The organism is Rhodococcus sp. NPDC077669 (assembly GCF_040686915.1).
GTDB lineage: Bacteria > Actinomycetota > Actinomycetes > Mycobacteriales > Mycobacteriaceae > Rhodococcoides > Rhodococcoides fascians.
The window spans coordinates 76,642-96,140 of sequence record NZ_JBFBMD010000001.1; the positions used below are offsets into that span (position 1 = coordinate 76,642).

Here is a 19,499-nt window from a genome sequence, read left to right on the forward strand (position 1 = left end):
GCATGACCCCATCCTCCCAGGTTCGGCGGCGACACCCTCGCGCGCGGTAACCTGCCGACCATGAAACCAGGCGAGCTCGTTCCCGATTTTTCCCTGCCGGACCAGACCGGAAAGCTGCGAACGCTGACCGAATTGCTGACCGACGGTCCGATAGTGCTGTTCTTCTACCCGGCTGCTTTCACCCCCGGATGCACCGCCGAAGCCTGCCATTTCCGCGATCTCGCAGGCGAATTCGCCGAGGTGGGTGCCACCCGGGTCGGCATCAGCGCCGACGCGGTCGCCAAGCAGGCCGAGTTCGCCGCCGCCAAATCGTTCGACTATCCGTTGCTCTCCGACGAGGACGGTGCCGTCGCGACGGCATTCGGGGTCAAGCGCGGCCTGCTCGCCAAGCTCTCCCCGGTCAAGCGCGCGACGTTCGTCATCGGTACCGACCGCAAGGTCCTCGAGAGTTTCTCCAGTGAGGTGCGATTCGAGGCCCACGCGGACAAGGCGCTGGAATACCTGCGCGCGCACCGCAGCTAGGTCGATTGTTCGACGCGATGCCTCGGGCCCGGGGATGCTCGAGGCATCATGTGCAGAACACAACTGTCTCGATCGAAAGGTACCCGCGATGGACACGTCGGCGACACCGAATGATGCGGTGGATCCCCGCTGGCTCACCGAGAGCCAGCAAGAGGCGTGGCGTGCGCTCGTCGCCCTGGTCACCCGACTGCCCGCAGCATTGGACGCCCAGCTGCAACGCGATTCGCAGTTGACCCACTTCGATTACTTCGTCCTCGCGGTCGTCAGCGAGAATCCACAGCGACGAATTCAACTGCGCGATCTCGCGGAGTACGCCAACGCGTCACTGTCACGTCTGTCGCACGTGGTCACCAAGCTCGAGAAAGCGGGATGGGTTCGCCGCGAGAGTATTCCGGGGAGCCGCGGTTCCTATGCGGTGCTGACCGACGCCGGTATGGAGAAGGTCGTGGCGTCGGCACCAGGACACGTCGAGACAGTGCAGGCTCTGATATTCGACGGATTGTCCGACGCGGAGGTGGGTCGACTGTCGACTCTGAGTACGACGCTACTCACTCAGCTGGACAAGGGAATTGCCGCAGGAACCGGTCACGCCTGAGCCGCGGGCCCCAACAGCACGTCGGAGTCGAAGCAGGTGTGGGTGCCGGTGTGGCATGCCGCGCCGATCTGGTCGACGACCAACAGCACTGTGTCCCCGTCACAATCGAGCCGCACCTCGTGCACGTACTGCGTGTGCCCCGAGGTCTCGCCCTTGACCCAGTACTGCTGCCTGGACCTGGAGTAGTAGGTGCCCTTGCGCGTCGCGAGCGTGCGCGACAACGCTTCGTCGTCCATCCAGGCAACCATCAGTACCTGGCCGGTCGAGCGCTCCTGCACCACAGCACTGAACAGCCCGGCCTCGTTTCGCTTGAGCCGGGCGGACAGCGTCGGGTCGAGAGTCATCGAAAACCTCTTCGCTAGCGGACGACGATGCGCTCGGCGCGCATCGATTCTTTGACCTGGCCGATGGTGAGGTCCCCGAAGTGGAACACGCTTGCGGCAAGGACGGCGTCGGCTCCGGCGTGGACGGCGGGCGCGAAATGTTCGACGCGCCCTGCTCCTCCGCTGGCGATGACGGGAACGTGCACGGCGGACCGGACCGCCGCGATCATCGGCAGGTCGAATCCGGCCTTCGTGCCGTCGGCATCCATCGAATTGAGAAGGATCTCACCGACTCCCAGTTCGGCACCGCGTACTGCCCATTCGACAGCGTCGATACCGGTTCCACGCTTGCCGCCGTGGGTGGTGACTTCCCAGCCCGACGGGGTGTCCTGCTGTCCCTGCGGGACGGTGCGTGCATCGACCGACAGGACGATGCACTGGGACCCGAATCGCTCACTGAGCTCGCGCAGCAACTCCGGCCGAGCGATGGCCGCGGTGTTGACGCTGACCTTGTCGGCACCGGCCCGCAGCAGTAGGTCGACGTCGGCGACAGTGCGTACTCCCCCACCGACGGTCAGGGGAATGAACACCTGCTCGGCGGTGCGGCTGACGACGTCGAGCATGGTTCCTCGATCGGATGTGGACGCCGTGACGTCGAGGAACGTCAGTTCGTCGGCTCCCTGTGCGTCGTACGCTGCCGCGAGCTCGACGGGATCACCTGCGTCGCGGAGGTTTTCGAAGTTGACGCCCTTGACGACACGTCCGGCGTCGACATCGAGGCACGGGATCACTCTGACCGCAACGCTCATCGCACCGGTCCTTCCAGATAGTCGCCGGGTGCACCGAGTTCGGTGATCACCTTCAGCAGTTCGCCGTGTACTCCGGGGCCGGCCGCGAGCACCGACTTCGAATCGATGGTCCACGGTCGGCCATCGAGATCGGTGACGATTCCGCCCGCAGCACGAACCAGCAGGGCCCCGGCAGCGTTGTCCCAGGCGCGGTATCCGAAGACCACCGCACCGCCCAGTACGCCGCTGGCGGTGTACGCCAGATCGACTCCGGTGGCACCGTGCATGCGCAGCCGCGAGGAGTGCATCGACAACTCTTCGAGAATGCGAAACCGGAAGCGGCCGGGGATGGATCCACGGCTGGCAACGTTGAACGCACCGAACCCGATCATCGACTCCCGCAACGACTTCGGTTGCAGTGCGGGTAGCGGTGCCCCGTTCAGAAGCAACGGGCCGTCTGCCACGGCAGAGAATCGCTGATTCACCAGCGGTAGCCACGTGAGCCCGAGGACCGGCACCCCGTCGTCGAGCAACGCCAACAACGTTCCGGCAGAGGGCAATCCGGACGAGTAGTTGAATGTGCCGTCGATCGGGTCGAGTACCCATACGAGACCGGAGTTCAGATCGGGACCGCCGAACTCTTCACCGTGAACGGCGATTCCGGTGGCGTCGTACAGTTCCGCGCCCAGACGACGCTCGAGTTCGAGATCCACCGCGGTGGCGAAGTCGTCGGGGCCCTTCTGCACGGCACTCGGTGCGCCGACGCCCGCGAGGAACCGATCATGGATGCCGTCGAGCAACCCACGGGCGATCTCGAGCAGACGACTCGGTTCCTCGGGAAGGGTCATTCGTCGTTACCGAGACACTGCCGCGAGGGCATCGGGCAGTGTGAAACGCCCGGCGTACAAGGCTTTTCCGACGATGGATCCCTCCACGCCACGGTCGACCAGTCCGGCGATCGCTTCGAGGTCGGCGATCGTCGACACGCCGCCGGACGCGATGACCGGCTTGTCGGTCCTGTCGCACACGTCGGCGAGAAGTTCGAGGTTCGGGCCGGTCAGGGTGCCGTCCTTGGTGACGTCGGTGACGACGTACCGCGAGCAGCCGTCGCGTTCGAGCCGCTCGAGTACCTCCCACAGGCCACCGCCGTCACTGACCCAACCGCGGCCACGCAGACGAGGCGCGCCGTCCACCATCAGCACGTCGAGGCCGACCGCGACACGATCGCCGAATTCGCCGATCGCCCGAGCGCACCACTCGGGGTCTTCCAGAGCCGCCGTACCCAGGTTGACGCGTGCGCATCCGGTTGCGAGGGCGGCGCGCAGGGAATCGTCGTCGCGAATTCCGCCCGAGAGCTCGACCTTCACATCGAGCTCACCGACGACCGAGACCAACAGTTCACGGTTGGACCCGCGCCCGAACGCTGCATCGAGATCCACCAGATGGACCCACTCGGCGCCGTCGTTCTGCCACGCCAGGGCGGCATCACGGGGCGAACCGTACTTCGTTTCGCTACCGGCTTCCCCTTGAACGAGACGGACAGCTTCGCCGCCTGCGACATCGACAGCAGGCAATAAGACCAGGCTCACGTGCGGTTATGCTACGGGCCGACTCGCGTCGAATTCAAAACGGGTCAGCACTGCCTGGATCCGCAGGCCGCCGGGACGAACCGTCAGCTGTCGGGACCGAGTTCCTTGCGCGTCATGCGCGTGGACACGACCCCCATGGCCGTGATCGCCCCGACAACTCCGGCCAACGCGATGAGCAGAGCAACGCCGGCGGTGGGCTGCCACACAGCAATCGACACGGTCGCGAGGGCGAGTACCGCAACTGCCGCCCCGAGCGCTCGAAACGCCAACCGGCCGAGCGAGAACTCGCGTTCGCTCACACCGATCGAACCCAGTTCTCGAGCAACGCGGCACCGGCGTCGCCGGACTTCTCCGGGTGGAACTGCGTGGCCGAGAGCGCGCCGTTCTCCACGGCAGCGAGGAAGCGGCCACCGTGATCGGCCCACGTGAGCAACGGCGCGGCGATGGTCTCGCTCGGTTCGAGTTCCCACTGCTGCGCGGCGTACGAATGGACGAAATAGAACCGTGTCTCGGGGTCGATGCCGTCGAACAGCACGCTGTTCTCCGGAGCCTCGACGGTGTTCCAACCCATGTGCGGGAGCACTTCGGCCTGCAGGCGTTCGACGGTGCCCGGCCATTCGCCGCACCCGTCCGCCTCGACGCCGAACTCGACACCGCGATCGAAGAGGATCTGCATTCCGACGCAAATTCCCAGCACCGGGCGGCCACCCGCGAGACGACGCCCGATGATGCGCTCACCTCGAACGGCCGTCAGACCCTCCATACAGGCGGCGAATGCACCGACCCCGGGAACCACCAGCGCTTCTGCATTCAGGGCTTCGTCGAAGTCGGAGGTCACCGTCACGTCGGCACCGACGCGGGCCAACGCCCTTTTCGCCGAGTGCAGATTGCCCGAGCCGTAGTCGAGCAACACCACAGAAGTCATGGAACGAGTCTATCGGGGACGTGGACGCGCGATCAGTGCCACCGCCGCGACAACGGCAACGGTGGCTGCACCTGCAGTGAACCCGGCGGTGTAGCCCACACTCGTCGCGATCACACCGAGGGCGAGCGCCCCTGCGCCGGTACCGGCATCGAAGCTGATGTTCCACACGGCACTGGCGCTGCTGTACCGCGCGGGCCCCGCCGCGTCGAAGGCCATCACCAGACTGTCGTTCTGGCATGCGCCGTAACCGATTCCGAACAACACCGCGGCAACGAAGAACAGTGCGGCAGGCATGGCACCCGCGGCGGCAACGGCGAACAAACCGACGCCCAGGGCCGCGGAGATGAGCGCAGGCACCACCGACCGGCCGATTCCGATGCGATCGGCAACCGAGCCGGCGGCATATCGACCGACCAGCATCGCGGCACTGACCACGGCGAGGGCCACGCCGATCATCGCGGCTCGCTCGGATTCGGCGATCGGCAGCAGACTGGTGATGCCGCCGTACGACGCCGACACCGACGCAACGACGAGGCACGGCACCAGGAACCGCCGAGCGTCGAGGCGGACCCGGTCGACCCGAGCCGGTTGCGGTGCGGGGCGGGTCGGCGGTAACAGAGCCACCCCGATCAAGCCCGCAGCGGGAACCAGAGCCCCCAGTACGAACACCGCCGTCGGGCTGGCCGCGAAGATCACCAGGCCCAGCGGCAACGTCACCATCTGCGACAACGCAACCGCGATCCCCTGTGCTCCCGTCGCGCGGCCGAGCAAGTGGGTCGGTGCCAACTCGGCGACGATGGCGGCCCCGGCGACCGTCAACATTCCGAAACCCGTGCCCCGCAGCGCCGATACGGCCAGTGCCGGTACGGCCTGCACCGACACGATGAACAGCAACGCCGGAACACCCAGAAGCAGGCAACCGGCCGCAAGTACGGGCCGATGGCCGACGCGAACCAGCATCGAGGGAACGAACAGTTGGGTGATGACCGTGGTGGCCATGAAGATCGCGGTGCTGGCTGCCGCCACCGCGTCGGACGAACCCGATTGCGACACCGCCAGCGGAACCACCGGGAGCAACAGGCCCCAGCCGCCGAACGCGGCCGCACCCATGGCCATCGCGGCCGGGAGGCCACGAATCGAACTCAGACCACTCAACGCACGAGCACCGCTCGACCGATCACAGACTGCCCTTGGTGGAGAGAATTCCGGTGACCCGAGGGTCGTATTCGGTGGCCTGACGCAGCGCCCGAGCGACGGCCTTGAACTCCGCCTCGGTGATGTGGTGCTGGTCGCGGCCGTAGATGACGCGGACATGCAACGCGATCCGAGCGTTGGACGCCAAGGTCTCGAACACATGCTTGTTGATCACGGTGGAGTAAGGAACACCCGGGTAGCCGCCGATCACCGAGTGCACCATGTAGTCCGGCTCGCCGGTGTGCACGCAGTAGGGACGGCCGGACACGTCGACCGCCGCATGCACGAGTGTCTCGTCCATCGGAATGAACGAGTCGCCGAAGCGGGTGATGCCGGACTTGTCGCCGAGGGCTTGGCCCAACGCTTGCCCGAGCACGATCGCAGTGTCCTCGACCGTGTGATGCGCCTCGATCTCGATGTCGCCCTTGGCCCGCACAGTGAGATCGAAGCGGGCATGGGTGCCGAGGGCAGTGAGCATGTGGTCGTAGAACGGCACGCCGGTGGAGATGTCGACGATGCCGGTGCCGTCGAGGTTCAGCTCGACGGAGATGTCGGATTCCTTGGTGGTGCGCTCGATCTTGGCGATACGGGGAGCGGGTGTGGTCACTGCAGTGCCTCTGCTCTTTCGGTCGATGCGAGTTCCGAGCTGACGGTGAGGAATCGGTCGTTCTCGTGGGCGAGTCCGATGGTGACACGCAGATACCCGGGAATACCGACGTCGCGAATGAGGACGCCGTCGTCGAGATATCGCTGCCACGTCCGGGCGGCATCGGCGAATCGGCCGAAGAGCAGGAAGTTGGCGTCGGACGGGATCACGTCGTATCCCTGGTCGGCGAGTGTTTCGGCAACACGATCGCGTTCGGCCGACAGTTCGGCCACGCTCGCGAGGGTGTCGTCGGCATGCCGCAACGCGGCCCGAGCGGCGGCTTGTGTGACCACCGAGAGGTGATAGGGCAAGCGCACCAACAGCATTGCGTCGATCACGGCCGGGGCCGCAACGAGGTATCCCAGCCGTCCGCCGGCGAACGCGAATGCCTTGCTCATGGTCCGACTGACGACGATCTTGCTGGGGTAGCTCTCGATCAATCCGATTGCGCTTGCCGCCGAGGAGAATTCGGCGTACGCCTCGTCGACCACGACGATTCCCGGTGCGGCGTCGAGGATTCGACGTAGATCTGCCTCGTCGATACTGTGCCCGGTCGGATTGTTGGGGCTGGTCACGAACACGACGTCCGGCTTACGCTCCTCGATCGCCTGCACGGCGTAGTCGACGTCGAGAGAGAAATCCGCCCGACGCTGCGCCGGAATCCACTCGGTCTGAGTCCCCGACGAAATGATCGGGTGCATCGAGTACGACGGCACGAAACCCAGCGCGGTACGGTCCGGCCCACCGAAGGCCTGGAGGAGTTGCTGCAGAATCTCGTTGGAGCCGTTGGCCGCCCACACGTTGGCAGTGTCGACCGCAAAGCCGGTTTGCCCGGTGAGATAACGCGCCAGGTCGGCTCGCAAGTCGTCTGCGTCGCGATCCGGATACCGGTGCAGCTGCGCCGCGGCGATGCGCACCGATTCGGCAACGTCGTCGATCAGTGCCTGCGTCGGCGGGTGTGGATTCTCGTTGGTGTTCAACTGAACCGGCACGGTGAGCTGCGGCGCGCCGTACGGCGACTTGCCGATCAGCGCCTCGCGCAACGGCAGATCGTCGAGCGAAATTGATTGCCCCAGAGCATCACTCATGATGTACCACCGGTACGCAACCCCTCGAAACGCAGCCGAACGGCCTCACCGTGAGCCGGGAGATCTTCGGCGTTGGCCAGCGCAATGACGTGCGCAGCAACATCTTTCAGTGCGGCCTCGCTGTAGTCCACCACGTGGATCCCACGCAGGAACGTCTGCACACTCAGGCCGGACGAATGCCGAGCGCACCCGGCCGTCGGCAGTACGTGATTGGAGCCGGCGCAGTAGTCACCGAGGCTCACTGGAGACCACGCCCCCACGAATACAGCACCGGCGCTGCGCACGCGAGCGGCGACGTCGGACGCGTCCTTCGTCTGAATCTCCAGGTGTTCGGCCGCATAGGCGTTGACCACGGCCAGGCCCTGTGTGACGTCGTCGACCAGAACGATTCCGGACTGGCTACCGCTCAGCGCCGTGGTGACGCGTTCCGCGTGCCGGGTGGACGCCATCTGCGCATTGACAGCCTCGTCGACGGCATCGGCGAGTTCGAGGCTGTCGGTCACCAGCACACTGGCGGCCATCACGTCGTGCTCGGCTTGACTGATCAGGTCTGCTGCGACGTGCAGCGGATCCGCGGTGGCGTCGGCGAGAATCGCGATCTCGGTAGGGCCTGCCTCGGAGTCGATTCCGATGAGCGAACGACACAGTCGCTTGGCCGCCGTGACGTATATGTTGCCCGGGCCGGTGATCAGATCGACCGGCGCCAGTTCTTCGCCGTCGGTGTCGACACCGCCGTACGTGAGCAGAGCGATGCCCTGACCGCCGCCGACGGCCCAGACCTCGTCGACTCCGAGGAGCTGCGCGGCCGCCAGGATCGTCGGGTGGGGTAATCCACCGAAGTTCTTCTGCGGCGGCGACGCCACCACCAGCGAACCGACGCCAGCGATCTGCGCAGGCACCACGTTCATCACGACCGACGACGGGTACACAGCGTTGCCACCGGGCACGTAGAGACCCACGCGATCGACCGGAATCCAGCGCTCGGTCACCGTGCCGCCGGGCACGACCTGGGTGGTGTGGTCGGTGCGGCGTTGATCCGAGTGCACCAGGCGGGTTCGCTCGATCGCGACCTCGAGGGCGGCCCGGACGGCCGGGTCCAGCTCGTCGAGAGCTCGAACCAATTCCTGCTGCGGAACCCGAACGCGGTCCGGACGGACTCCGTCGAACTTCTCGCTGAACTCGAGGGCCGCGTCGGCCCCACGGTCCTTGACGGCGTCGACGACGGGCCGAACCTGATGCAGCACCGAATCGACATCCACTCCGCCTCGGGGAAGAGCGCCGCGTAGTTCGGCAGTGGATGGAGTTCGTCCGCGTAGATCGACGCGGGCGAGCTCGATGCGGGCAGGCATAGTGGGCCCCTTCGTGGAGTCGGTTCGGTGCCGGGGTTCGGTCGAATCAGTGTTGTCCGAACCACCAGGATAGTTCCACCGAATTCGGCTCAGCCCCGCACGTCCCACAGATGGTGGATGGGATCGTGAATGTAGTAGGCCGCCAGAGTTTCGACGGTGAAGTGGGAACCGTCGCTGCGTCGCCCTCTGCGATCACGGTCTTCCGGCGGCACAGCCGAGAAGGCGTCGGCCAATGCATGTGCCGCTTCCCCGAGTTCCGACGCCACCGTCGCCGGACTCTGCGCGTTGTAGTTCTCGGCCACGGCCGTGGCATCCTGATCCCAGTTGTCGAACTCGGGATCGTCCTCGGTCAGCACCAGCGCCAACCGAGTGCGGAATATGCGGTGTGCATCCCGAACATGTGCGCCGTATTCGAGCGCCGACCACGTCGAATCGTCGGGCCGCACTGACGCGTCCTCACGATGGAGCACTGCGATCCATCGATCCACGTCGCCGCGAATCAACTCGGGCACGGCGTCGTATTCGACGGAGCTCGAGTCGAACCCGCAGTCGGGGCAGGCACTGTCGAGGACCCACGTCCAGTTCTTGGTATCGGGTTCGATCGGCATGCGGGTCACTGTAGAGCAGGGCCCGTACCGCCACGGGCTGTCCGAGAGGTCAGGCGTAACGAGCAGCCAGATTGTGCAGTGTGCTCGTGATGCCCTGCGCATTCTTCTGCGGCATCTTGAACAACTCGAGCATTTTCGGAACCTTGGCGGTGCCGTAGACGAAGCTCTCGGTGACAGTGGTCAGGCCCGGCTGCTTCTCCTCGAATTCCCAGCGCCAGCTGTGGCCCATCGGGTGCTGCCACTCGATGATCTTGTGTCGATCCGCATCCACGAACTCGGTCACGGTGCTGGTGATCTTGTACGGCACGCCGTACTGCTTCATGCCGACGGAGAATTTCGCGCCGCTGCTCAGCCTCTCGGGTCCACGGACGGTGTCCTTGACTGTGCCGGATCCGTCCAGCTCGCCGTGCCGGGTGGGATCGGCCACGATGTCGAACAGTTCGGCTGCCGGTGCCCGAACCTCGGTCTGTCTCGTGACCTGCTGGGGACCGCTGTCGATGGTTCTGATGTCTGCCATCTGCAGCGTCTACCCCACAATGACCGTATCGACACCCGGCCACCGCGCAGAATGCGAATTGACGGGCGTAGTTCAATGAACACATGTCCTGGTCAGTGTGGCTCGCCTTCCTCGGCGCGAGCATCGTCATCAGTCTGTCTCCCGGAGCCGGAGCCATCGCGTCGATGTCCACAGGTCTGCGCTACGGCCTGCGCCGCGGCTACTGGAACATCTTCGGGCTGCAGATCGGCCTGCTGGTCCAGATCGGCATCGTCGCAGTCGGACTCGGTGCTGTCCTTGCCAATTCGGCCCTGGCCTTCACCGCGATCAAGTGGTTCGGTGTCGCCTATCTGGTCTACCTCGGCATTCGCCAGTGGCGGTCGGCTCCGTCCGAAGTCGCGGACGCCCCCGCGGTGGCGGATCGAGGCACGACGATGCTCGCGCGAGGATTTCTCGTCAACGCGAGCAACCCGAAAGCCGTCGTGTTCATGGTCGCTGTACTGCCCCAGTTTCTCGACCCGACGCGGCCGCTGATCACCCAGTACCTCGCCATCGCCGCGACCATGGTCGTCGTCGACATGCTGGTGATGACCGGTTACACCTCTCTGGCATCGCGAGTCCTCCGCATGATGCGGTCGCACCGTCAGCAGAAGACCATGAACCGCACGTTCGCCGGCCTGTTCTTCGCCGCCGCAACATTTCTGGCCACGGTACGAAGGGTGACCCCATGAGGAAATACCGCGTGATCATGAAGAATGCGCTCGGCGGAGATCCGATTCCGTTGGGGCTGTTCGACACTCTGCTCGAAGCCAACACCTGGATTCAGGACGTGGGCAAGCGGGACGAGCACGAACTCGGTACCTACACAGTCGAAGTGGAGGTCGACGAGTGAGTACACGGTGTCCGTGTTCGAGTGGGGACACGTTCGATGCCTGTTGCGAGCCGTACCTGACGGGCTCCGTCGAAGCGCCGACGGCCGAGAAGCTGATGCGCTCGCGCTTCACCGCGTTCGCCGTCGGCGACGTCGCCTACCTGCGGACGTCCTGGCATCCCGACACCGCACCGGCCGACCTGGAGTTGAACCCCGACCAACGGTGGTATCGACTCGACATCCTTGCCGCCGACGCAGGCGGGATTTTCGACGAGACCGGCACCGTGCAGTTCGAGGCACGGTACAGGCATCCCGACGGTGCCGGCACGATGTCGGAGATCAGCCGTTTCGTTCGGGTCGACGGCCGGTGGCGATACCTCGACGGAGTCGTCGCGCCCTAGAGGTTGCGTAGTTTCGTGGGCCGATTGCCCGCAGTGCGACGCGCTTCCTGCTTCTCCTTGATGCGCTCGGCATCCTTGCGAACCTGGATCTGAGTCCGACGCTCGCGTACCAGCCACTGCGGTGGGCTGGCGATCAATTCCTCGATCTCCACACTGGTCAACGCTTCGGTGACTCCGCCGCGTGCCAATCCGGCGATGGACACGTCGAGCTTCTTCGCGATCACGTCGCGGGGGAAGGGTCCGTCGGTCTGCAAGTCGGTCAGCCACTGCGGCGGATCGCTGCGCAGGGCGTCCAGGTCGGATCTGCTGATCATCGAGTTCTGGAACTCTTTTGGCGCTGCGGGTAGATAGATGCCGAGCTTGTTCGCCGCGGTCAATGGCTTCATGGTCTGCTGTTTGTTCTCCGGGCTCACCGGACCAGCTTATCCGGCAATCGGCGGTCCCGACGCCACCGTCCCGCGCTTCGTGCACCGTCCCATAGGCTCGACTCCGTGAACATCGATGTGCAGACACTGCGCTGGTATGCGGCAGTGGCGCAACAACTGCATTTCGCCCGCGCTGCTCAGTCGCTCGGAATCTCCCGAATCCGCCTCAGCAAGACCGTGGTGGAACTCGAAGAGTTGCTCGGCGTCGACCTGTTCGTGCCGGGTGCCTCCCCCACCGAACTCACCGCCGACGGACGCGATCTGCTCGAACGCGCGTTGGTCGAGATCGCCGAGGACGATCGGCGTTCGGAGGTTGCACAGGTTGCTGCCGGCGAGCCGCGCAGTTTCACCATCGGATACGCCGAGGGCGTGACACTGACCAAGTGGACGCGAATCTGGGCCGATCGGTTTCCCGATGTCGCGTTGTCCGTCGTGGCGACGACTCCGGACACGCAGGTGTCTCATCTGCGTGACAGAACGGTCGACGTCAGCTTCGTCAGGCCGCCGATCGACCGTGAGGGTCTGAACGCCATCGGGCTGTATCAGGAAGTTCAGGTCGTGGTGGTGCCCAAAGACCATGCGGTCGCAGCATTCGACTCGGTCACCGCGCTGGACCTCGCCGACGAACACCTGCTCGCCGATCCGACCTCGGTGCCCGAATGGGCCGCTGTTGCAACAGAACTGAGCACCGGCGATCGTCCCGCACTGCCACCGATGACCAGCACAGCGGAGACTTTCGAATACGTGGCTGCCGGGCTGGGCGTGGCGATCGTCCCGCACTCGGTTGCGCGATTCAACGCTCGCAAAGATCTCGTGTACCGCCCGGTCACCGACGTCGAGCAGTCGCAGATCGCACTGGCCTGGGTGGCGGAGCGGGAAGACGACCGCATCGAAGAATTCATCGGCATCGTGCGGGGCCGGTCGACGCGAAGTTCACGCGGATCGTCGGACGACGCGCCCGTCAAGAAGAAGGCGCAGCCCTCCAAACCGGCTCGACCGGTCGTCAAGACGAAAACGAACGCACGTCGCAGCGGAAAGAGACGCTAGCCGGGCTTCGCCCTCGAGCGCGTTGTGCGCCCCCGGAGGTACGCAAAACGCTCACGACTACGAGGGGCGCAGCCGCAGCCGATCGATGTCACGTCGATCACGCTTGGTCGGACGGCCCGTTCCGCGGTCACGTCGGGGAACCGACGCCAGAACCTCTTTCGGTGGCGGCGGCGGACTGCGATCGATCATGCACTCGGCTACCACCGACGCGCCGACGCGTTTGGTGATGGCACGTACGACGACGACGATCTTCTCCACGCCCTCCACGCGCAGCCGGATCTCGTCGTCCGGCCCGACGCGTTGGCCGGGCTTTGCGGGGGTGCCGTTGACGCGGACATGCCCACCGCGACAGGCTGCGGCGGCGGCAGACCGCGTCTTGAACAGTCGCACCGCCCAGATCCAGCTGTCCAGACGGGCACTCTGCAATTCCATCTTCGAACGTCTTCCTCGAATCGTGAGGCTCGGCTACATGTCCAGGCCGAGGTCGAGCACTGTTACCGAGTGTGTCAGACCGCCCACCGCCAGGAAGTCGACCCCCGTACGCGCGAAATCCCGAGCCACGTCGACGGTCAGTCCACCCGAGGATTCCAACTTGGTGTCCGGCGCGAACTTGTCGCGGCGCTGCACCGCCATCTGCGTCTGCCACAGCGCGAAGTTGTCCAGCAGAACGAGTTCGACGTTCTCGGCGAGCACCTCGTCGAGTTGTTCGAGACTGTCGACCTCTACCTCGCAGGCGATGTTCGGCGCAGCGGCACGCACGGCTCGCAGGGCAGCGACGACGGAGCCGGCCGCCGCGACGTGGTTGTCCTTGATCAGCGCGGCGTCACCGAGACCCATCCGATGGTTGACACCGCCGCCCGCCCGTACCGCGTACTTCTGCAGCGATCGCAGTCCGGGCAAAGTCTTTCGACTGTCTCGAATGCGACACTCGGTCTCTGCGACCTCGGCGACCCAGCCGGCCGTGGCAGTTGCGATACCCGACAGGTGACAGACGATATTGAGCATGGTGCGCTCGGCGGTGAGCAATCCACGGGTGGGAGCTTCGACCGTCAGAACAGCCTGTCCGGGTTCGACATTCGATCCGTCGGCGGTCCTGTGGCGGATCGAGTACGCGCCCGAACCGATCACCTCGTCGAGAACCAGCAGTCCGACATCGAGGCCCGCGAGGGTGCCGAACTGTCGAGACACCACCGACGCCGTGGCCACGGCGTCCTCGGGAACCGTTGCCATGGTGGTGATATCCGGCCCGTACCGGAGATCCTCGTCGAGCGCGGTGCGGATGAGTGCGAGAACCTCGTCGCGGTCGACTCCCGGGTTCACTTCGTCGGCAGTACCGGTCATGTCAGCTTGCTCCCGTCATCACGTCATCGTTCACGATCGTCAGTCGTCCGTTCTCGTCGCGTTCGACATACGGGCTCCGTCGGTACTCGGGCATGCTGTCCGGGAAATCCCGTCGGGTGTGACACCCTCGGCTCTCTCGGCGGTGCGCCGCAGCCAGCACGATCACGTCTGCCGCTGCCGTCAGGGCGGCATCCTCGACCGCTACGCCGTCGACCGGCGGTTCCGACACCACGCCGTGTGCCAGCACGTTCTGTGCGTCCGCAAGACCGGACGCATCGCGGACGACACCGACGTGCGTGGTCATGGTTCGCTGCAGTACCGCGCGATCGATCCGCCGGTAGACAGGCAGTGCGGTATCGGACACCGCGACCGTGGTTCCGACCCGCTCCGCGGCGACGAGCGCAGCGCGTTCGCCGACCACCAGACCCTCGAGCAGACTGTTCGACGCCAGCCGGTTGGCACCGTGCAGCCCGGTGCGCGCCACCTCACCCGCAGCGAGCAATCCCGAGACGGACGTCCGTCCGAACGTGTCGGTCACGACTCCCCCGCACGAGTAGTGCGCGGCGGGTGCAACGGGGATGAGATCCGTTGCGGGATCGATGCCGGCGTCCAGGCACGATGCCGTCACGGTCGGGAAACGCTCACGCACGTGCTCCACGCGACGGGCGTCCAGCAACACGTGGTCGTCGCCGCTGCGGTACAGCAACTCGGCGATGGCACGCGAGACCACGTCGCGTGGTGCGAGGTCGCCCATGGGGTGAACACCGTCCATGAATGCGCGGCCGGTGGCATCGACCAAGCGTGCACCCTCTCCACGCACCGCTTCGCTGATCAACGGGCGACGGCCCGTCGACCCTGCGGCGAACAGCACGGTCGGGTGGAACTGAACGAACTCCAGATCCGCGACACGTGCGCCCGCATCCAGAGCCAGCGCAATGCCGTCGGCCGTGGCACCGGCCGGGTTGGTACTGCACGAGAACAGTTGTCCCAGGCCGCCTGTCGCGAGCAACACCGTCGGAGTGCGAACGACGCCGACACCGCGAGGCCCGCGCACGAGGAGTCCGGCCACCTCGCCGTCGGTGGTCAGTACACGGAGCGCGGTGGTGTCGAATTCCACCGAAGGCACTGCGGAGTCCAGTGCGCGTTGTACCTCCGCTCCGGTGGCATCGCCGCCGGAATGGATGATTCGGCGCACACTGTGGCCACCCTCTCGGGTGCGGGAAACCGAACCGTCGGGCGCACGATCGAAATGTGCGCCGGCGACTTCGAGCGACGCGATCGCCGCACGGCCGCCGGACACGATGGAACGCACCGCATCCTCGTCGCACAGGCCCGCGCCTGCTGCGCAGGTATCCGACACGTGCGCATCGATCGAGTCGCCGAGATCGGTGCCGACGACTGCGATTCCGCCCTGCGCATACTTGGTCGCGGTGTCGACCGAACTGCCCTTGCTGACCGTCAGCACGCGCAGACCGCGAGCGGCGGCCGTGCGAGCCGCGGTCAGTCCGGCGATTCCGCCGCCGACGACGACGAGGTCGGCCGCGGTTTCCCAGGCGACCGACGGGTTCACTCGCCGCCGCCGGGTGTGCCGATCTCGATCATGCGTTGCACCGACTTGCTGGCGATGTTCGCCGTTTCGAGGTCGACGTGGACCTCGTCGCGCCCTTCGACGAGGCAGCGCAACAGCGCGGCGGGCGTGATCATCTTCATGTATCCGCACGACGCGCGGTCGTTGACGGCCAAGAAGTCGACATCGGGTGCAGCCCTGCGGAGTTGATGCAGCATCCCGATCTCGGTGGCGACCAGAACCTGCTTGGATTCGGTGGCGCGGGCCGCGTCGAGCATGCCGCCGGTGGAAAGGATCTTGACCTTGTCGGCGGGCACGAATCCTTCGCCGGCGAGGTAGAGAGCCGAGGTGGCGCAACCGCATTCGGGATGCACGTACAGCTCCGCATCGGGGTGGGTCCGAGACTTCTCGGCGAGCTCGTCGCCGTTGATGCCTGCGTGGACGTGGCATTCACCGGCCCAGATGTGCAGATTCTCTCGCCCGGTCACGCGCTTGACATGAGCCCCGAGGAACTGGTCGGGCAGGAAGAGGATGTCGCGGCTCGGATCGATCGATTGCACGACCTCGACCGCGTTGGACGAGGTGCAGCAGATGTCGGTGAGCGCCTTGATCTCAGCGGTGGTGTTGACGTAAGAGACGACGACGGCATCCGGGAAGTCTGCCTTCCACTCGCGCAACTGCTCGGCAGTGATCGAGTCGGCGAGCGAGCAACCCGCACGCTGGTCCGGGATCAGGATCGTCTTCTGCGGGCTGAGGATCTTGGCGGTCTCGGCCATGAAGTGCACGCCGCAGAACACGATGGTGTCCTCGGATACCTCGGCGGCCATGCGCGAGAGCGCGAGCGAATCACCGACGTGATCGGCAACGTCCTGAATCGCAGGCAGCTGATAGTTGTGCGCCAGCAGGGTCGCACCTCGCAGATCGGCGAGCCGTCGCACTTCCGCGGCCCATTCCGCCGACGCGTCGACTCCCCCGTAACCACCGGCTCCATCGACGATGTCGCGGACTCCGGCGAAAGCCGAGTCCAGGAAGTTCACCTGGGTAGCGCTGCTGGTCATGACGGTTCTCCTTCACCGATCATCCGGTCGTCGGTGACCGAATTTCCTCCGAGGAAGTTTTCGACTTATGATCGAAAACATGATTCATCGTAGCACCGTCCACGAAGTACTCATTGCGGTGTTCCAAGTTCGGGTCTTTTCCGACCCCGACACCCCTGAACTGGCGGTCCTGCTGTGGCAGCGTGCGCTCGACCCCGAGGCGGGCACCTGGTCACTCCCCGGGGGCACCCTGCGCTACGACGAGAACCTGGCCACGTCCGCGCGGAGGCAGCTCGCCGAGAAGGTCGACGTACGCAAGGTGGCACACCTCGAGCAGCTGTCCATCTTCAGCGAGCCCGACAGAGTGCCGGGAGATCGCCGAATCGCGTCGACGTTCCTGGGCCTCGTACCGATCGCGGCCGAGCCGACCCTGCCCGCGGATACGACCTGGTACCCGGTGTCGGAGCTGCCCGCCATGTCGTTCGATCACGGAACGGTCGTCGAGCACGCACGGCATCGACTGGTCGCCAAACTGTCGTACACCAACATCGGATTCGCCCTCGCTCCTGCAGAATTCGCGATTTCGACGCTTCGCGAAATCTACGGCGCAGCCCTCGGCTATCAGGTCGACGCCACCAATCTGCAACGGGTACTGAGCCGCCGCGGCGTCATCGAACCCACCGGACGGCGTGCACCGTCGGGTCGAGTGGGTGGACGGCCTCCAGCATTGTTCCGGTTCGCCGACAACAGCATTCGCGTCACCGACGAGTTCGCGGCATTGCGGCCACCACAGGCATGAACGAGATCCGCCGTCAGTCGGGCACCCGCGAGTCGAACGACGGCGGCGGCGGAGCGACGTCGAATTCGATCTCGTCGAGCTCGGGATCGGAATCGGGGTGCTGCAGATCGTCGTTGGGATTCATCGCCGCGAGCAGCAGTATCACCAACGACGCCGTCAGCGCCTGCACGATCAGTGCCGTTGGCGTGTCGATACTCGGTGCAACCCGGACGATCGATCCGACGGCCGGCTCGTCCGCCCTCGGGAATCGCAGCGCCGCAACGCCGTTGCCCACCAGCACTGCTGCGATCGAGCCGACGAACGACCCGACGAACACGGCCACGAACAGCCGTGGACCCCGCTGGGAAATCCACAGCCACCACCCGATCGGCACGAGAATGCCGAGAGCGAACGAGACGAGGACGAACAGGGCGAGAGCGTCGAATCGATGCAGACTCTCCCCGGTCAGTGTTGCTCCTCTGTCCTGCGCGACGACGAGCAACTGCTGGCTCGGTGCCAGGAATCCCCACAGCAGACCGCCGACGGCGGACAGCGCGATCGTCACACCGCCGACCAGAGCCACAAAGCGAAGCGTTCGACGCCGCTCCGGAGTCTCGACGGCAGACGAGGTCGTCACCTAACGCCTACCCGTCGCGGCGGAATCGATCAGGCCGTGCCGCGAGCACACCGACGTCCATCCGTCGGGCACGATCTGCACCACCATCCTGCGACCGCACCGGTCGCAGTACCTCGGCGGCTCCAGCCCGAGACCGACGGCAACCGAGAACGACGGTGCCCCCGCATCCGTACCGACCTCGACAGGCCGACCGGTGTGCGGGTCGTACCGGCTCTCGCTCGTCATTCGACCCACCTTAATACGCGCATCAGATCGTCGAGTTCAACGCTTTGATCGGCATCTGCAGTTCCCCGAGAAGATCGAGATCCTCCTCGGCGGGACGACCGAGCGTCGTCAAGTAGTTTCCGACGATGATCGCGTTGATGCCGCCCAGAATTCCCTGCTGAGCTCCGAGATCACCGAGAGTGATCTCGCGGCCGCCCGCGAATCGAAGAATCGTCCGCGGCAGGGCCAGCCGGAAGGCGGCAACGGCTCGCAACGCATCCGATGCAGGCAGCACGTCCAGATCTCCGAACGGCGTTCCGGGACGTGGGTTCAAGAAATTCAGGGGAACCTCGTCGGGTTCGAGAGCGCCGAGATCGGCTGCGAACTCAGCTCGCTGCTCCAGCGTCTCGCCCATACCGAGGATGCCTCCGCAACAGACCTCCATGCCGGCCTCGCGGACCATCCGCAGTGTGTTCCAGCGTTCCTCCCAGGTATGGGTGGTGACCACGTTCGGAAAGTAGGACCGCGAGGTCTCGAGGTTGTGGTTGTAGCGGTGCACACCCATTGCGGCGAGTTGGTCGACCTGATCCTGGTCGAGCATGCCCAGCGAACAAGCGATGTCGATGTCGACCTCGCCGCGAATGGCCTCGATTCCTGCGGCGACCTGCGCGAGCAGTCGAGCGTCCGGACCCCGCACTGCGGCCACGATGCAGAACTCCGTGGCTCCGGTCTTCGCGGTCTGTTTCGCCGCCTCGACCAACGACGGAATATCGAGCCAGGCCGCCCGCACCGGAGAGGCGAACAGGCCCGACTGCGAGCAGAAGTGGCAGTCCTCGGGGCAGCCTCCGGTCTTGAGGCTGACGATCCCCTCGACCTCCACTTCCGGTCCGCACCATCGCATCCGAACCTCGTGCGCCAGTTGCATCGTCTCTTCGAGACGATCCTCTCCGAGCTCGAGTACCTCGAGCACCTGGGATCGATCGAGCGCAATGCCGTTGTCGAGCACCTGCAGGCGCGCCGTACGCAATATGTCCATACCGGTCCCCTCGTCGTCGAACGGTCTCGGAA

27 protein-coding genes are annotated in these 19,499 nt (G+C 65.4%); 7 read left to right on the forward strand and 20 right to left on the reverse strand.

Going from position 1 to position 19,499, the window contains the following annotated elements:
* Window positions 1-60 precede the first annotated feature (60 nt).
* The gene (locus AB0P23_RS00335; protein WP_032400005.1) at window positions 61-522 is read left to right on the forward strand and encodes a peroxiredoxin; all 462 of its coding nucleotides are present in this window, start codon (window positions 61-63) and stop codon (window positions 520-522) included.
* 88 nt (window positions 523-610) lie between these two features.
* Window positions 611-1,117, forward strand: a complete 507-nt coding sequence (locus tag AB0P23_RS00340) for a MarR family transcriptional regulator (RefSeq protein ID WP_045841353.1) — start codon at window positions 611-613, stop codon at window positions 1,115-1,117.
* Here AB0P23_RS00340 and hisI read toward each other — a convergent pair.
* The 12 genes from hisI to AB0P23_RS00400 all read right to left on the reverse strand — a co-directional run bounded on the left by hisI (window position 1,108) and on the right by AB0P23_RS00400 (window position 10,144).
* Window positions 1,108-1,461, reverse strand: coding sequence for a phosphoribosyl-AMP cyclohydrolase (gene hisI, locus AB0P23_RS00345; protein ID WP_027497285.1), 354 nt, complete (start codon window positions 1,459-1,461; stop codon window positions 1,108-1,110). The genes AB0P23_RS00340 and hisI overlap by 10 nt on opposite strands.
* Window positions 1,462-1,475: 14 nt before the next feature.
* The gene (gene hisF / locus AB0P23_RS00350) at window positions 1,476-2,249 is read right to left on the reverse strand and encodes an imidazole glycerol phosphate synthase subunit HisF (RefSeq protein ID WP_027497286.1); all 774 of its coding nucleotides are present in this window, start codon (window positions 2,247-2,249) and stop codon (window positions 1,476-1,478) included.
* Complete coding sequence (locus AB0P23_RS00355) at window positions 2,246-3,076, reverse strand: inositol monophosphatase family protein (protein ID WP_283348344.1); 831 nt, start codon at window positions 3,074-3,076, stop codon at window positions 2,246-2,248. Before AB0P23_RS00355 ends, hisF begins: the two co-directional genes overlap by 4 nt.
* Window positions 3,077-3,082: 6 nt before the next feature.
* Entirely contained in the window at window positions 3,083-3,817 is a 735-nt protein-coding gene (gene priA / locus AB0P23_RS00360) for a bifunctional 1-(5-phosphoribosyl)-5-((5-phosphoribosylamino)methylideneamino)imidazole-4-carboxamide isomerase/phosphoribosylanthranilate isomerase PriA (protein WP_283348345.1), read from the reverse strand.
* Window positions 3,818-3,900: 83 nt separating this feature from the next.
* Window positions 3,901-4,116, reverse strand: coding sequence for a hypothetical protein (locus AB0P23_RS00365; RefSeq protein WP_027497289.1), 216 nt, complete (start codon window positions 4,114-4,116; stop codon window positions 3,901-3,903).
* Window positions 4,113-4,742, reverse strand: a complete 630-nt coding sequence (gene hisH / locus AB0P23_RS00370; protein WP_032382841.1) for an imidazole glycerol phosphate synthase subunit HisH — start codon at window positions 4,740-4,742, stop codon at window positions 4,113-4,115. The genes AB0P23_RS00365 and hisH overlap by 4 nt, the downstream gene beginning before the upstream one ends.
* A gap of 9 nt (window positions 4,743-4,751) precedes the next feature.
* Entirely contained in the window at window positions 4,752-5,858 is a 1,107-nt protein-coding gene (locus AB0P23_RS00375; RefSeq protein WP_032387815.1) for an MFS transporter, read from the reverse strand.
* A 61-nt stretch (window positions 5,859-5,919) separates the two neighbouring features.
* Window positions 5,920-6,543, reverse strand: coding sequence for an imidazoleglycerol-phosphate dehydratase HisB (gene hisB / locus AB0P23_RS00380; protein ID WP_027497292.1), 624 nt, complete (start codon window positions 6,541-6,543; stop codon window positions 5,920-5,922).
* The gene (locus tag AB0P23_RS00385) at window positions 6,540-7,670 is read right to left on the reverse strand and encodes a histidinol-phosphate transaminase (RefSeq protein WP_283550177.1); all 1,131 of its coding nucleotides are present in this window, start codon (window positions 7,668-7,670) and stop codon (window positions 6,540-6,542) included. The genes hisB and AB0P23_RS00385 overlap by 4 nt, the downstream gene beginning before the upstream one ends.
* On the reverse strand, window positions 7,667-9,019 hold the full coding sequence (gene hisD / locus AB0P23_RS00390; RefSeq protein ID WP_206498138.1) for a histidinol dehydrogenase: 1,353 nt from the start codon (window positions 9,017-9,019) through the stop codon (window positions 7,667-7,669). The genes AB0P23_RS00385 and hisD overlap by 4 nt, the downstream gene beginning before the upstream one ends.
* An 89-nt stretch (window positions 9,020-9,108) precedes the next feature.
* Window positions 9,109-9,627, reverse strand: a complete 519-nt coding sequence (locus tag AB0P23_RS00395) for a DinB family protein (protein WP_283550176.1) — start codon at window positions 9,625-9,627, stop codon at window positions 9,109-9,111.
* 49 nt (window positions 9,628-9,676) lie between these two features.
* Window positions 9,677-10,144 (reverse strand): SRPBCC family protein, encoded by a 468-nt coding sequence (locus AB0P23_RS00400; protein ID WP_027497296.1) that lies wholly within the window; start codon window positions 10,142-10,144, stop codon window positions 9,677-9,679.
* Window positions 10,145-10,227: 83 nt separating this feature from the next.
* On the opposite strand from AB0P23_RS00400, the gene rhtB reads away from it, so the two are divergent.
* The 3 genes from rhtB to AB0P23_RS00415 are packed head-to-tail and all read left to right on the forward strand — an operon-like array spanning window position 10,228 to window position 11,395.
* Window positions 10,228-10,854, forward strand: a complete 627-nt coding sequence (rhtB, locus tag AB0P23_RS00405) for a homoserine/homoserine lactone efflux protein (protein WP_032368077.1) — start codon at window positions 10,228-10,230, stop codon at window positions 10,852-10,854.
* Between the two features lie 11 nt (window positions 10,855-10,865).
* Window positions 10,866-11,015, forward strand: coding sequence for a hypothetical protein (locus tag AB0P23_RS00410; RefSeq protein WP_179273973.1), 150 nt, complete (start codon window positions 10,866-10,868; stop codon window positions 11,013-11,015).
* The gene (locus tag AB0P23_RS00415) at window positions 11,012-11,395 is read left to right on the forward strand and encodes a YchJ family protein (RefSeq protein WP_206498141.1); all 384 of its coding nucleotides are present in this window, start codon (window positions 11,012-11,014) and stop codon (window positions 11,393-11,395) included. The genes AB0P23_RS00410 and AB0P23_RS00415 overlap by 4 nt, the downstream gene beginning before the upstream one ends.
* Here AB0P23_RS00415 and AB0P23_RS00420 read toward each other — a convergent pair.
* Window positions 11,392-11,808 (reverse strand): DUF5997 family protein, encoded by a 417-nt coding sequence (locus tag AB0P23_RS00420; RefSeq protein ID WP_283550175.1) that lies wholly within the window; start codon window positions 11,806-11,808, stop codon window positions 11,392-11,394. The genes AB0P23_RS00415 and AB0P23_RS00420 overlap by 4 nt on opposite strands.
* Window positions 11,809-11,886: 78 nt before the next feature.
* Here AB0P23_RS00420 and AB0P23_RS00425 point away from each other — a divergent pair, with 78 nt between their 5' ends.
* The gene (locus AB0P23_RS00425; RefSeq protein ID WP_206498142.1) at window positions 11,887-12,867 is read left to right on the forward strand and encodes a LysR family transcriptional regulator; all 981 of its coding nucleotides are present in this window, start codon (window positions 11,887-11,889) and stop codon (window positions 12,865-12,867) included.
* A 57-nt stretch (window positions 12,868-12,924) separates the two neighbouring features.
* On the opposite strand, the gene AB0P23_RS00430 is transcribed toward AB0P23_RS00425, so the two are convergent.
* From AB0P23_RS00430 to nadA, 4 genes are read right to left on the reverse strand one after another with little or no spacing between them, the layout of a single operon-like run.
* Window positions 12,925-13,299 (reverse strand): RNA-binding S4 domain-containing protein, encoded by a 375-nt coding sequence (locus AB0P23_RS00430; RefSeq protein WP_032368080.1) that lies wholly within the window; start codon window positions 13,297-13,299, stop codon window positions 12,925-12,927.
* 33 nt (window positions 13,300-13,332) lie between these two features.
* Window positions 13,333-14,208 carry a carboxylating nicotinate-nucleotide diphosphorylase gene (gene nadC, locus AB0P23_RS00435; RefSeq protein WP_363796549.1) on the reverse strand — a complete coding sequence of 292 codons (876 nt, stop codon included), beginning with the start codon at window positions 14,206-14,208 and terminating at the stop codon, window positions 13,333-13,335.
* 1 nt (window position 14,209) lies between these two features.
* The gene (locus AB0P23_RS00440; protein ID WP_206498143.1) at window positions 14,210-15,778 is read right to left on the reverse strand and encodes an L-aspartate oxidase; all 1,569 of its coding nucleotides are present in this window, start codon (window positions 15,776-15,778) and stop codon (window positions 14,210-14,212) included.
* A complete protein-coding gene (gene nadA / locus AB0P23_RS00445; RefSeq protein ID WP_048318691.1) occupies window positions 15,775-16,833 on the reverse strand; it encodes a quinolinate synthase NadA in 1,059 nt (352 codons plus the stop codon). The genes AB0P23_RS00440 and nadA overlap by 4 nt, the downstream gene beginning before the upstream one ends.
* 79 nt (window positions 16,834-16,912) lie before the next feature.
* Between nadA and AB0P23_RS00450 the strand changes: the two genes are divergently transcribed.
* On the forward strand, window positions 16,913-17,611 hold the full coding sequence (locus tag AB0P23_RS00450) for an NUDIX domain-containing protein (RefSeq protein WP_363796551.1): 699 nt from the start codon (window positions 16,913-16,915) through the stop codon (window positions 17,609-17,611).
* Between the two features lie 13 nt (window positions 17,612-17,624).
* On the opposite strand, the gene AB0P23_RS00455 is transcribed toward AB0P23_RS00450, so the two are convergent.
* Genes AB0P23_RS00455 through bioB form a run of 3 tightly spaced genes read right to left on the reverse strand, consistent with a single transcriptional unit; the run spans window position 17,625 to window position 19,467 of the window.
* Entirely contained in the window at window positions 17,625-18,227 is a 603-nt protein-coding gene (locus tag AB0P23_RS00455) for a DUF2567 domain-containing protein (protein ID WP_027497306.1), read from the reverse strand.
* Complete coding sequence (locus tag AB0P23_RS00460; protein ID WP_032382834.1) at window positions 18,228-18,452, reverse strand: hypothetical protein; 225 nt, start codon at window positions 18,450-18,452, stop codon at window positions 18,228-18,230. It lies immediately after the preceding gene.
* 22 nt (window positions 18,453-18,474) lie between these two features.
* Window positions 18,475-19,467: a biotin synthase BioB gene (gene bioB / locus AB0P23_RS00465; RefSeq protein WP_032370319.1), complete on the reverse strand. Its 993-nt coding sequence runs from the start codon at window positions 19,465-19,467 to the stop codon at window positions 18,475-18,477.
* Window positions 19,468-19,499: the final 32 nt, after the last annotated feature.